This is a genomic window from Klebsiella sp. BDA134-6 (assembly GCF_015601345.1).
Classification (GTDB): domain Bacteria; phylum Pseudomonadota; class Gammaproteobacteria; order Enterobacterales; family Enterobacteriaceae; genus Klebsiella; species Klebsiella grimontii.
Genome location: NZ_CP064784.1, coordinates 4,605,140 through 4,617,518, shown reverse-complemented (window position 1 = coordinate 4,617,518; position 12,379 = coordinate 4,605,140). Strand labels below are relative to the sequence as shown.

The 12,379-nt window shown below is 56.7% G+C and carries 14 protein-coding genes; 2 read left to right on the top strand and 12 right to left on the bottom strand.

Annotated elements, in window-relative coordinates:
- Window positions 1-50: 50 nt before the first annotated feature.
- The 11 genes from mprA to IYV58_RS21200 form a co-directional block, all read right to left on the bottom strand.
- Window positions 51-581, bottom strand: coding sequence for a transcriptional repressor MprA (gene mprA, locus IYV58_RS21250; RefSeq protein WP_004104785.1), 531 nt, complete (start codon window positions 579-581; stop codon window positions 51-53).
- A 91-nt stretch (window positions 582-672) separates the two neighbouring features.
- The gene (gene ygaH / locus IYV58_RS21245; RefSeq protein ID WP_004123982.1) at window positions 673-1,008 is read right to left on the bottom strand and encodes an L-valine transporter subunit YgaH; all 336 of its coding nucleotides are present in this window, start codon (window positions 1,006-1,008) and stop codon (window positions 673-675) included.
- The gene (locus IYV58_RS21240; RefSeq protein WP_004123979.1) at window positions 998-1,744 is read right to left on the bottom strand and encodes an AzlC family ABC transporter permease; all 747 of its coding nucleotides are present in this window, start codon (window positions 1,742-1,744) and stop codon (window positions 998-1,000) included. Before IYV58_RS21240 ends, ygaH begins: the two co-directional genes overlap by 11 nt.
- A 241-nt stretch (window positions 1,745-1,985) precedes the next feature.
- Window positions 1,986-2,981 carry a glycine betaine/L-proline ABC transporter substrate-binding protein ProX gene (gene proX, locus IYV58_RS21235; protein ID WP_004123976.1) on the bottom strand — a complete coding sequence of 332 codons (996 nt, stop codon included), beginning with the start codon at window positions 2,979-2,981 and terminating at the stop codon, window positions 1,986-1,988.
- A gap of 62 nt (window positions 2,982-3,043) precedes the next feature.
- Entirely contained in the window at window positions 3,044-4,108 is a 1,065-nt protein-coding gene (gene proW / locus IYV58_RS21230) for a glycine betaine/L-proline ABC transporter permease ProW (RefSeq protein ID WP_004123967.1), read from the bottom strand.
- On the bottom strand, window positions 4,101-5,303 hold the full coding sequence (gene proV / locus IYV58_RS21225; protein WP_004123964.1) for a glycine betaine/L-proline ABC transporter ATP-binding protein ProV: 1,203 nt from the start codon (window positions 5,301-5,303) through the stop codon (window positions 4,101-4,103). Before proV ends, proW begins: the two co-directional genes overlap by 8 nt.
- Window positions 5,304-5,648: 345 nt before the next feature.
- Window positions 5,649-6,611, bottom strand: coding sequence for a class 1b ribonucleoside-diphosphate reductase subunit beta (gene nrdF, locus IYV58_RS21220; RefSeq protein ID WP_004123962.1), 963 nt, complete (start codon window positions 6,609-6,611; stop codon window positions 5,649-5,651).
- 10 nt (window positions 6,612-6,621) lie between these two features.
- Window positions 6,622-8,766: a class 1b ribonucleoside-diphosphate reductase subunit alpha gene (nrdE, locus tag IYV58_RS21215; protein WP_004123959.1), complete on the bottom strand. Its 2,145-nt coding sequence runs from the start codon at window positions 8,764-8,766 to the stop codon at window positions 6,622-6,624.
- Window positions 8,739-9,149 (bottom strand): class Ib ribonucleoside-diphosphate reductase assembly flavoprotein NrdI, encoded by a 411-nt coding sequence (gene nrdI / locus IYV58_RS21210; RefSeq protein WP_004123956.1) that lies wholly within the window; start codon window positions 9,147-9,149, stop codon window positions 8,739-8,741. The genes nrdE and nrdI overlap by 28 nt, the downstream gene beginning before the upstream one ends.
- Window positions 9,146-9,391 (bottom strand): glutaredoxin-like protein NrdH, encoded by a 246-nt coding sequence (gene nrdH / locus IYV58_RS21205; RefSeq protein ID WP_004123953.1) that lies wholly within the window; start codon window positions 9,389-9,391, stop codon window positions 9,146-9,148. The genes nrdI and nrdH overlap by 4 nt, the downstream gene beginning before the upstream one ends.
- Before the next feature lie 183 nt (window positions 9,392-9,574).
- A complete protein-coding gene (locus tag IYV58_RS21200; RefSeq protein ID WP_195729243.1) occupies window positions 9,575-10,006 on the bottom strand; it encodes a carboxymuconolactone decarboxylase family protein in 432 nt (143 codons plus the stop codon).
- Between the two features lie 87 nt (window positions 10,007-10,093).
- On the opposite strand from IYV58_RS21200, the gene IYV58_RS21195 reads away from it, so the two are divergent.
- Complete coding sequence (locus IYV58_RS21195; RefSeq protein ID WP_004123947.1) at window positions 10,094-11,452, top strand: MocR-like pyridoxine biosynthesis transcription factor PdxR; 1,359 nt, start codon at window positions 10,094-10,096, stop codon at window positions 11,450-11,452.
- A gap of 63 nt (window positions 11,453-11,515) precedes the next feature.
- Here the strand turns inward: IYV58_RS21195 and IYV58_RS21190 are convergent, their stop codons facing one another.
- On the bottom strand, window positions 11,516-11,842 hold the full coding sequence (locus IYV58_RS21190; protein WP_004123945.1) for a DUF883 family protein: 327 nt from the start codon (window positions 11,840-11,842) through the stop codon (window positions 11,516-11,518).
- A gap of 149 nt (window positions 11,843-11,991) precedes the next feature.
- Here IYV58_RS21190 and IYV58_RS21185 point away from each other — a divergent pair, with 149 nt between their 5' ends.
- Window positions 11,992-12,342 (top strand): DUF2002 family protein, encoded by a 351-nt coding sequence (locus IYV58_RS21185; protein WP_004123942.1) that lies wholly within the window; start codon window positions 11,992-11,994, stop codon window positions 12,340-12,342.
- Window positions 12,343-12,379 lie beyond the last annotated feature (37 nt).

Here is a 12,379-nt window from a genome sequence, read left to right as displayed (position 1 = left end):
GTTCGTTTCCTTGTCAATCCAGAAAAAGCGTTGAGCGGCTGGTTCCGCGCTTAGCGCAGAGACTCCGCAAGCACGCCATCCTCTTCCATTTGGTCGAGGCGACCAAGCAGCTTACGGGTGATGTGCTCGAGCTGATCTTTTTCGCTGGTGCTTAAAGAAGACCAGAGCTGATGCAGACAGTTGTGCTGCGGCGGTAACACTTCGCGCAGGAACTGATGCCCCTTTTCGGTGAGCTGTAAATGCAGGCAGCGACGATCGTTATCGCTTTCGCGGCGCTCAATCCAGCCGCGTTTTTCCAGCTCGTCGGCAATGCGCGTGGCGTTGGTGCGCGAAGAGCCCAGCGCGCAGCTCAGCTCGGAAGGCTGAATGCTGTGGTTTTCCTGAGACTCAAGCGTGATCAGCGCCATAAACAATGTCTCGTTAATCCCTTGCGCTTTCAGCATCTTGTTACGGTTTTCCAGCAGCTTTCCCTGCATATGCATGCAAAGGCGGGTGAGCAGAATTTCCTGAAAAGGAAAGTCTTCGTGACGGCTGGCGCGGAACTTGAGCATTTGCTCAATGGGAGTAAACGAACTATCCATTTTGGTTATGACCTCATTAATTACAGTCGATATAATAACTATTGTGACAAATAAATCAAATGAATTATTGACAAAAATTGATACTTTAGGCTTATAGCCACAGGCCGATTTTCCAGACAACACCGTAGGTTAGAGCGCTTAACAGCGTAGGCAAAATAATGCTGCGCGTTCTCCAGAAGGTCAGGCCAAGTACGGCGAAGCCAGCCAACGTAGGCAGCAGGCGGCGGGCATCGTGGAGAATTTCCGGCACGCTGGAGACCACCAGCAGCGCGCAAATAGAGGCGATGCCGATGGTATCGAGCAGCACGCCGATCGGACCGCGACGCGTCGGACGCGCGTTAGCGGCGCGCAGGCGCAACGGCAGATAGCGAAACAGATAGTTTACGCAGCCGACCACAACGCCGATCGTCAGGACATCACTGTTCATCGGGCATCCCCTGTATGCTGGCCTGTACCAGAGCGGTCAGGCAGCCGCAGACAATCCCGGCCAGGATGGCGGCGGGTATGGAAAACAGAATCATTCCCCCCAGCGCCCCTGCCAGCGCGGCGGTCACGCTAAGCGACTGCTTGCGCTGGAAAGAAGCCAGTAAAAAACTCATAAACAGCGCGGGAAGCATAAAGCCCAGTGCCGCCTCCACCGTCGGAAAGTCGGTCAGCAGGCCGCTGCCTGAATACGCGCCGATCAGCGTGCCGAAGACCCACGACGCCCATGACAGAAAAGCGATACCGATCATCCAGCTTTCGCTCCAGCGTCGACCGTCGCGTACCAGTTTAGCGGTGGCGGCGGCAAAGACCTCATCGGTCAGGCCGAACGCCCAGATCGCGGTTTTTTTGTCGCTCAGCGCGCGCTGGATGCGGCTGCGCAAGGAAGGGCCGTAGAGCACGTGACGAACGTCCATCGCCATGACGGTGAGCGCGGCGACCCACAGCGAGCTTCCCGCCGCCAGCATTGCGACGATCACGAACTGGCTGGCGCCCGCGTAAATAATGCAGGAGAAGAACAGGCTTTCCAGGGGAGTGAAACCGAGCTTCGTAGCGTTGAGGCCGAAGGCGAAGGCCACGGGAATATAGCTAATGACGATCGGCAGGCTGTCTTTCAGGCCTTCAGCCAGCGTGGCCGCGTCAGCGGGAGGAGAGTGCGTCAATGCGTCAGGATTTTCCATAGGAATTGCTTATTAATCACTCACGTGAAAATCACATGATTAAACAGGTAGATTTACCTTAGCAGAGAGCCGTGCGGCTTAACAGCCGCTAACAGGCCGATGCTTAAAGTTATGCACTTTTTTTGCATATAAAACCATCGAGCGGGAAGGGCGGGGCGATGATAGCGAAGGTTGAGTCTGTACGTTCTGATGGCCCGGAAAGGCAGGAACCTTTCCGGGGAAACGCGATAAAAGCGGGAGATTATTTCTGCGCGGCCAGCGCTTCGTTTACCCAGCCGTCAAACTGCTGCTGGTGGGCTTTGATCCAGCCGTCGACGTGGCCCTGAATATCCGCTTCCGAACCATGCCCCTCGTGCATCATGGCATTCTCGGCGTTGATATCGGCAATCGGCAGCTTCATGATGCTAAACAGCTTCGCCGCCGCTGGGTTTTTCTCGGCCCAGGCTTTGTTGGCGACGATATGCATGGTGCTGACCGGGAAGCCGTAGTTGGCGCCATTAGAGAGCTTCGTGTCGATATTTTTTTGCACGCCCGGCAGGGAGGAGAACGGTACCTGCAGCCAGACGACGTCTTTACCCGGTTTCAGCACATCGCTGACCCAGTAAGGCGTCCAGGTGTAGTAGATGACCGGCTTGCCTTCTTTATAACGGGCAATGGTGTCGGCCATCATGGCGGCATAGTTCCCTTGATTGTGGGTGACGGTGTTATTCAGACCATAGGCATCAAGCTGATGGTTAATCACCGCTTCACAGCCCCAGCCAGGCGTACAGCCGGTCAGGTCGGCTTTGCCGTCGCCGTTGGTGTCGAACAGTTTGGCGATTTTCGGATCTTTTAGCTGATCGATAGATTTGATGTGGTACTGCTCGGCGGTTTTCTTATCAATCAGATAGCCCTGCGCCGCGCCGTTCACAAACACGCCTTCGCGGTAGAACTTTTTATCGCCGCCGGCGGCAGCGTACATATCGTCGTGCAGCGGCTGCCAGTTGACGGCGGTAAAGGTGGCGTCGCCGGAAGCGAGCGAGGTATAGCCGACGTTGTAATCCACTTCGCTCGGCTTATCGACGCTATAACCGAGTTTCTCCAGCGCGCGGCTGACCAGCAGGGTCTGGAAGGTTTCTTCCGAAATGGTGCTCTGAATTGGCTTAACGGTAATGCCTTTGCCAGGCAGATCCGCCGCGAAGGCGGTGGTGGAAATGAGGGCGGTTAACGCTGTGGCAAGGATCGCTGTATGTCGCATCGTTGTTCCTTTTACTTATCAGAAGGGAAGTCTATCCCCCCGGCTGCCGGGGGGATGGGCTCTTATTTACAGAAAGGGCGAGTAATCAGCCCCAGAGGGCCGGTTGCATACCAGCGGCGGTTGCCGCGGCTGCGCGAGTCCCGTCCTACGGCCTGAGTCAGACGGTCAAGAATAATGGCGAGGATAACAATCCCGACGCCGCCAACGGTGGCCAGGCCCATATCGAGGCGACCGATGCCGCGCAGTACCATCTGGCCGAGACCGCCAACGGCAATCATCGAGGCGATGACCACCATCGACAGGGCCAGCATCAGCGTCTGGTTGACCCCGGCCATAATCGTCGGCATGGCCAGCGGTAGCTGAACCTTAAACAGCAGCTGACGCGGGCTGGCGCCGAAGGAGCGCGACGCCTCAATCAGATCCGCCGGCACCTGGTTAATCCCCAGAATGGTCAGGCGGACAATCGGCGGCAGAGCGAAGATAATGGTGACCACCACGCCCGGAACGTTGCCGATACCGAACAGCATCACAATGGGCACCAGGTAGACAAACGCCGGCGTGGTCTGCATCGCGTCGAGCAGCGGACGGATGATTTTCGCCGCCCGCGGGCTCCTCGCCAGCCATATCCCAAGCGGCAGGCCGATCAGCATACAAAACAGCAGCGCGGTCAGCACCAGCGCCAGGGTTACCATCGCCTGCGACCAGGCGCCGATAGCACCGATAGCGATCAGCGAAATCAGCGTCGCCGCGCCCATGCCGATGCTGGAAATCTGCCAGGCAATCAGCGAGAAAATAATAATCGCCACCGGCGCCGGCATACCCAGCAGCAGCTGCTGGAAGGCGCTCAGGATGTAATCCACCGGTACGCGAATCCCCTGGAATAGCGGACGGAAATGCATCACCACCCAGTCGATACCGTGCGTGACCCAGCTGTCGAGCGGGATCAGCGTGTTATGGAACGGGTCCATAATATTGAAGTGTTCCGGCTGCGGCGCGGGCGCGCTGCTCAGCCAGTCGGCGCCGCCGCCGTTGGTCGGCGCTGGCGTAGAGGTGCCCCAGGCATCGGCGGATTGCGCTGCGCTATCCGCCGCCGGTGCGGTGTCCCACGGGTTAGATTGATCAGCCATTGTTTGCCCCCTCGCGATCTAAAGCCTGCAGCAGCATTCGTTTGGAAATGATGCCGATATACTGGTGCCCCTCGTCGACAACCGGCACCGCGCACGGTGCATGGCCGACGTGAGAGAGGAGTTCGCTGAGCGGCGTTTGCGCATCCACCGCCTGCGGGGAGTCGATTAACGCCGCATCGATTCCCTGGCCTTCGCTCAGCGCGGCTTTGAGAGAATCAATGGAGACAATGCCAACAAATTTATTCCCGCGTTCAATGACGTAGCCATATTCGCGGTCTTCATCCTGCAATAATTTCAGCGCGGAGCGCGGGCCGAAACCGGGCGTTTTACGAATCAGACCCACCGGGCTGCGGCGGGCAATATCTTTGGCGCTGAATACCTGGCTAATATCGACGCCGCGGAAGAAGGTTCTGACATAATCATTGGCCGGATTATTGAGTATTTCATCCGGCGTGCCGACCTGAACCACTTCACCATTTTGCATAATGGCAATACGATCGCCAATACGCATGGCTTCATCAAGATCGTGGGAAATAAAGACCACGGTACGCTGATGTCTGGCCTGTAATTTAGTTAGCTCATCCTGCATCTCGGTACGAATTAATGGGTCGAGCGCCGAGAAGGCTTCATCCATTAACAGAATATCGGGATTAATCGCCAGCGCGCGGGCGAGACCAACGCGCTGGCGCATACCGCCGGAGAGTTCATCCGGGTATGCATGAGCATAGTTTTCCAGGCCGACCTGACGCAGCGCCTCCAGCGCTTTTTCCTGGCGTTCCTGAGTCGGCACGCCGGCCAGCTCCATGCCGAAACCGGCGTTGTCGAGCACGGTCATATGCGGCATAAGCGCAAAGGATTGAAAAACCATTGCAATCTTTTTTCTGCGCACCTCGCGGAGCTCGGCGTCAGAGATTTTAGCGATATCGACGCCGTCGATCAGGACCTGGCCGCGGGTGGGTTCAATCAGGCGATTGAGAAGGCGAACCATGGTGGATTTCCCCGATCCGGAGAGCCCCATGATGACGAATATCTCGCCTTCTTCAATGGTCAGACTGGCGTTCTTTACGCCAAGCGATAGCCCCGTCTTTTCCAGTATTTGTTCTTTCGATAGTCCTTTATCGATATATTTGAAAGCCCTCTGCGGGTGCTCGCCAAATATCTTATAGAGATTCTTGATTTCTAATTTAATTGCCATGCAATAGAGTGTTTCCTGTTATTTATTAATATCGATACGGTACCCGATGGTGATAATTGCTTTTTTACACCCTAACATACTGAGAATCTGTGACAACCCTTTATGTGGAGCTGCCAGGGAAATGCGCAGGGGAGAATTCCGGTTCATCCCCCGTGATATAAGGGCTGAGCCTGAATGACCTGTGGTTGATATTTTTTAGTTATGTTGCCTTAATTCAGGCAGAAATCGCGGACATACTGTTGAATATGACACGGTGATGACCGAAAGATATTGAGTGAGGCGAAAACAAATAATGTGAAATAAATCACCAGGAAATATGCTGATATATTCCTGGTGAAAGTAGGGCTAAAAGTCCCAATCGCCGTCGACGGTTTCTTCCGCTTTTCCCATCACATACGATGAACCTGAACCGGAAAAGAAGTCGTGGTTTTCGTCGGCATTCGGCGAGAGCGCGGCGAGGATCGCCGGATTGACGGCGGCCATTTCCGCCGGGAACAGCGCGTCGTAGCCGAGGTTCATCAGCGCCTTGTTGGCGTTGTAGCAGAGGAAGGCGTTGACCTCTTCAATCCAGCCGCTATCGGCGTACAGTTCGCGGGTGTAGGCCAGTTCGTTGTCATACAGATCCATCAGCAGGTCGAGGGCGAAGTTTTTCATCTCTTCGCGCTTCTCGGCGCTGACTATTTCCAGACCTTTCTGGAATTTGTAGCCAATGTAATAACCGTGTACTGCTTCATCGCGGATGATCAGACGAATCAGATCGGCGGTGTTGGTCATTTTCCCCCGGCTGGAGAAGTACATCGGCAGCCAGAAGCCGGAATAGAAAAGGAAGGATTCGAGAAAGACGCTGGCGATTTTTTTCTTCAGCGGTTCATCTGCCTGATAGTACTCCAGTATCAGCTGCGCTTTGCGCTGCAGCGGCGCGTTTTGTTCGCTCCAGGCATAGGCGGCATCGACGTCTTTGCTCTGGCAGAGCGTCGAGAAAATGGAACTGTAGGAGCGGGCGTGCACCGCCTCCATAAAGCTGACGTTCGACAGCACCGCTTCCTCATGCGGGGTGAGGGCGTCGGCCATCAGCGCCGGGGCGCCGACGGTATTCTGGATGGTATCGAGCAGCGTCAGCCCGGTGAAGACGCGAATCGTCAGCTGCTGCTCCGCCGGAGTGAGGGTTTGCCAGGCGGGGATATCGTTGGACAGCGGCACCTTCTCCGGCAGCCAGAAGTTGCTGGTCAGCCGATTCCAGACCTCCAGATCCTTATCGTCTTCAATCTTGTTCCAGTTGATGGCGCTGATGCGCGATAAATGGGTCATCCTGTTCTCCTTACAGCGCGCAGGACACGCAGCCTTCGATTTCGGTACCTTCCAGCGCCAACTGGCGCAGACGGATGTAATACAGCGTTTTGATGCCTTTCTTCCACGCGTAGATTTGCGCTTTATTGATATCGCGCGTGGTGGCGGTATCGGGGAAGAACAGGGTCAGCGACAGCCCCTGATCGACATGGCGCGTCGCCTCGGCGTAGGTGTCGATGATCTTCTGCGGTCCGATTTCGTAAGCATCCTGATACAGCGCCAGGTTGTCGTTGGTCATAAACGGCGCCGGATAGTAAACGCGCCCGGTTTTCCCTTCTTTGCGGATCTCAATCTTCGACACGATCGGGTGGATGCTGGAGGTCGCGTGATTGATGTAGGAAATCGAGCCCGTCGGCGGCACCGCCTGCAGGTTGCGGTTATAAATGCCGTAGCGCATCACGTCATCGCGCAGCTGCCGCCACATATCGCGGTCGGGCAGGGCAATACCGGCACGGGCGAATAGCGCGCGGACTTTCGCCGTTTTCGGCTGCCAGTCGCCTTCCAGGTAGGGGCGGAAATAGTCGCCGCTGGCGTACCGCGACTGCTCGAATCCGGCAAAACGCGTGCCTTTTTCCCGTGCTATCAGCATCGAGGTGCGCAGCGCGTGCCAGGTGATGGTATAGAAATAGAAATTGGTGAAATCCAGTCCCGCTTCGCTACCGTAGGCAATACCTTCGCGCGCCAGATAGCCGTGCAGATTCATCTGCCCAAGGCCGATGGCGTGCGAAGCGGCATTGCCCGCCGCCACCGACGGTACCGAACGGATATCGCTCATTTCGGACACCGCGGTCAGACCGCGCACCGCGACCTCGACCGTGCGGGCGAAATCAGGAGAGTCCATGGTGTGGGCGATATTCAGCGAGCCGAGGTTGCAGGAGATATCCTGGCCGATGCTGGCGTAATCCAGGTTTTCGTCAAAGGTAGAAGGCGCGTTGACCTGCAGGATCTCCGAGCACAGGTTGCTCATATTGATGCGCCCGGCAATCGGGTTCGCACGATTCACCGTGTCTTCAAACATGATGTACGGATAGCCGGACTCAAACTGAATTTCCGCCAGCCGCTGGAACAGATCGCGGGCGCGGATCCAGCGCTTGCTGACCCGCTCGTCGGCCACCAGTTGCGCATACATTTCGCTCACCGCGATATCGCCGAACGGTTTACCGTACAGACGCTCGACGTCGTAAGGGGAGAACAGCGCCATCTGCGCATCTTCTTTCGCTAGCTGAAAGGTGATATCCGGAATCACCACCCCGAGCGAGAGCGTTTTGATGCGGATTTTTTCATCGGCGTTTTCGCGTTTAGTATCCAGGAAACGCAGGATATCGGGATGATGGGCGTGCAGATAGACCGCGCCGGCCCCCTGGCGCGCGCCAAGCTGGTTGGCGTAGGAGAAGGCGTCTTCCAGCATTTTCATCACCGGCACCACGCCGGAGGACTGATTCTCGATGCGCTTGATTGGCGCACCGGCTTCGCGAAGATTGGAGAGCAGAAACGCCACGCCGCCGCCGCGCTTAGATAGTTGCAGCGCCGAGTTCACCGCCCGGCCAATGGATTCCATATTGTCTTCGATGCGCAGCAGAAAGCAGGAGACCAGTTCGCCGCGCTGCTGTTTACCGGCGTTGAGGAACGTCGGCGTGGCGGGCTGAAAGCGCCCGGAGAGGATCTCATCGGTCAGCTGATGGGCCAGCGTCTCGTTACCCTGCGCCAGGGTCAGGGCCACCATGCAGGTACGATCGGCAAAGTCTTCAAGGTAGCGCTTACCATCGAAGGTTTTTAGCGCGTAGCTGGTATAGAACTTCCACGCGCCGAGAAACGTCTGGAAGCGAAAGCCGTAGCTGTGAGCGTGCGCGAACAGCGCAAGAATAAACGAGCGAGGGTAGCGGGTCAGCACCCTGGCATCGTAATAGCCTTCGGCGACCAGCCACGTCAGCTTGTCGTCCTGAGTGGTAAAGGGCACGGTCTTCGGCTCAACGTGGCTGGTCATAAACGCCGCCACCGCCTGATGGTCTTTGTCAAACGGGATGCGGCCGTTGCTGTCGTAAAGATTCAGCATCGCGTTGAGAGCGTGGAAATCCGGCGCCTCGGTGGTTATATGTTCTGCGGTTGTCGTTGCCAAAATTCGCTTACTCCTTTACGCACGTTGTCGACATCTTGCGGGGTGCCCATTAGCTCAAAGCGATAGAGATACGGTACGCCGCATTTCTGCTTGATGACGTCGCCAGCCCGGCCATAGGCCTCGCCAAAATTGCGGTTGCCCGCGGCGATGACGCCGCGAATGAGCTGGCGGTTGTGCGGATCGTTGAGGAAACGGATCGCCTGTCGGGGAACCGCGCCCGCCGTGCCGCCGCCGCCATAGCTGGGGACGATGAGAATGTAGGGTTCGTCTACCTGGATGCGCTCGCGCTCGTTAAGCGGAATACGCACGGCGGGCAGTCCCAGACGCTGGACGAACCGGTGCGTATTTTCGGAACTGCTGGAGAAGTAGACGATCAGGCTCATACGCTGGCCGTTGTAACTGTCGGGCGCAGGCGGTTGATCATATCGGGACGAAAGCCGGACCAGCGGGTCTCTCCGGCAATCACCACTGGCAGCTGACGGAAACCCTGCTCGCGCAGCATATCGACGGCTTCAGGATGGTGGTCGATGTTGATCATGTCGAATTCAAACCCGCCGGTTTCCATGGCCCGTTTAGTGGCATGGCACTGTACGCAGTCGTTTTTAGTGTAAATAGTAATGCGCATGATTCGTATTTCCATTTAAGATAGCGGTACGGCGCTAAAACAGACGTCGCTTGCTATGGGTTATCGATGAAGGAAATACTAGATGTAGTTATTTAAAAGTTCAACAGCGCAATATATATGGTTTTTGTAAAGGTTAGCCCCCGCAAAAGGATCCTGCGGGGGGCGGGACTTTGTGACGTGAAATTACAGGCGCATGCTCACCGCCAGGCGGTTAAAGGCGTTCATCAGGCTGATGGCGAAGGTTAGATCGCTAATCTGGCGGGCGCTAAAATGGTCCAGCAGCGGCATATAAACATCGTCTTCCGCATGGCTTTCGGCGATATAGGTGACCGATTCCGCCCACCCCAGCGCCGCGCGTTCGGCATCGCTGAAATGGGCGCTCACCCGCCAGCCTGCCAGCGCGTCCAGCTTATTCTGCGCCACGCCGGATTTACGCAGGGCTTTGCTGTGCATCTCCAGGCAGAAGGCGCAGCCGTTGATTTGCGACACCCGCAAATACACCAGCTCTATCAGCGCGCCATCCAGCTCGCTTTTTTCCAGCGCAATTTTGGCCTGAACCAGGGCGTTATAGACTTCCGGGCTCAGTTCATTGTACGGCTGACGTAGTGTGTTCATTTTACTCTCCTCATTAAGACGCGAGGAAAATAGCACTATAATGGACTGCATAAGATAGCCATATTGTGATGAAAAAAGCAGACCATGATGGACGGTAAAAAAATTCCGCACTACCAGCGCATTGCCCGACAGCTTAAGCAGGCGATTGAGGGCGGCGAGCTGGCTCCCGGCAGCAGACTGCCTGCGAGTCGGGTATATGCTCAGGAGCTTGGCGTGTCGCGGGCGACCATTGAGAACGCCTGGGGGGATCTGGTCGCGCAGGGGTGGCTGGAGCGGCGCGGACAGGCGGGGACCTTTGTCAGCGAGCGGCTTATTCCGCAGCAAAACGCGCTCGTTCAGACTGTCGCGGGCGATGAGCCCGCGGCGGCGCTGCCGTTTCAGCTGGGGCTGCCCGCGCTGGATCTGTTTCCACGCGGCCTGTGGGCGCGCGTAATGGGGCGTCGTCTGCGTACGCAAACGCGTTTTGACCTTGCGCCAGGCGATCCCTGCGGTGAACTGACGCTTCGCCGGGCGATCGTCGATTATTTGCGCCTGTCGCGCAGCATTGAGTGTCGGCCTGAACAGGTCTTGATCACCGGTAGCTACGCGGCCTCGATGCGCCTTATTTTGCGCACGCTGGCGCGGCCTGGCCAGCAAATGTGGATGGAAGATCCGGGGTTTCCGCTGATCCGGCCGGTCGTGAACGACGAGGGGGTGGCGATCAGCCCCGTTCCGGTCGACGGAGACGGGATGGATATTGCCTGGGCGCAGCGGCATTACCCGAATGCCCATTTCGCACTGCTGACCCCGGCTCATCAGAGCCCGCTTGGCGTGGCGCTCTCGCTGTCCAGGCGCAGACAGCTCCTGTTATGGGCGGCGCAGAATAACGCGTGGATTGTCGAAGATGATTACGATAGCGAATTCCGCTATCACGGTAAGCCGCTACCGCCGCTGAAAAGCCTCGACGCCCCGCAGCGGGTTATCTATGCCGGGACGTTCAGTAAGTCTTTGTTTCCGGCATTACGCGCCGCCTGGCTGGTGGTGCCTGCGCAACTGGTGGCGCAGTTTCGTGAACAGGCCGCGCTAATGAGCTGTAGCGCACCGACGCTGTGGCAGCAGACGCTGGCGGATTTTATTCGCGAAGGCCACTTCTGGCGCCATCTGAAGAAAATGCGTGCCGGCTATGCGCAGCGCCGCCTGTGGCTTGAGTCGGCGCTGCGCGCGCAGGGCTTTACCGTGGTGCCTCAAGCGGGCGGGATCCAGATGGTGGTCAGGGTGGCCGGTGACGATCGCCTACTGGCGCAGCTCGCCAGGCAGGCCGGTCTGGCCATCCAGGCGCTAAGCGACTGGCGAATGGAGAGTCGAGGAGAAGGGGGGCTGATAATGAGCTTCACCAACCTGACGTCGGCAGAAGTGGCGAATCAGGCTGTGCGTATGCTGGATGCCGCGCTTTACGCGAAGAGATAACAAAAACCCCTGCAGTGCAGGGGTAGACGCGTATTTGTTATCTTCATGGGTCTGGCAGCTTTATTATCGACGTAGATTCAGTAATACGCCAATAAATACCCCAACGGCTGCTGCGGCACCGACGCTTTGCCACGGTTTGTCGCGCACGTAGCTGTCAGCGCAGCCCATGGCGTCGCATGCCGCCTGCTGGACGCGGTTGTTGCCGTTAAGCCGGGCGCGGGTCTCTTTGAGCAGCGCCTGCGCTTTTTTGCGCGCGGCCTCCGCTTCATCTTTGGCGTCGCTGCCCCACGATTTCAGCACCTCTTCCAGCGTATCCGCTAATTGGCTGACATCGTTATGGATATCTTCAGCGCTCTCTTCTACGTTGTTGCGGTTTGCTCGGTTGGCCATTGGTTTCTCCCTTAATTCCATTGAGACTATAAGTGTAGGACAAGATTTTGAATTATGCTGTAAATAGCCCTTTATGGAATATTCCGAAAGCGTTGACTTTAATGAATAAGGTAAGGTTAACGTGCGGTAAAAGATAATGAGGAATGAGTATGTATTTAAGACCCGATGAGGTGGCGCGTGTTCTTGAAAAAGCCGGCTTCACCATGGATGTTGTGACGCAAAAAGCGTACGGCTATCGCCGTGGCGATAATTATGTTTATGTGAACCGTGAAGCTCGTATGGGGCGTACCGCGTTAATTATTCATCCGGCTTTAAAAGAGCGCAGCACAACGCTTGCGGAGCCCGCGTCGGATATCAAAACCTGCGATCATTATGAGCAGTTCCCGCTCTATTTAGCGGGTGATGCTCAACAGCATTATGGTATTCCACACGGGTTCAGTTCGCGAATGGCGCTTGAGCGTTTTCTGAGTGGCCTGTTTGGCGAAACGCAGTATAGCTGACAAAAAGCGGCTGGCGGAACCAGTCGCTTTTTTGTAT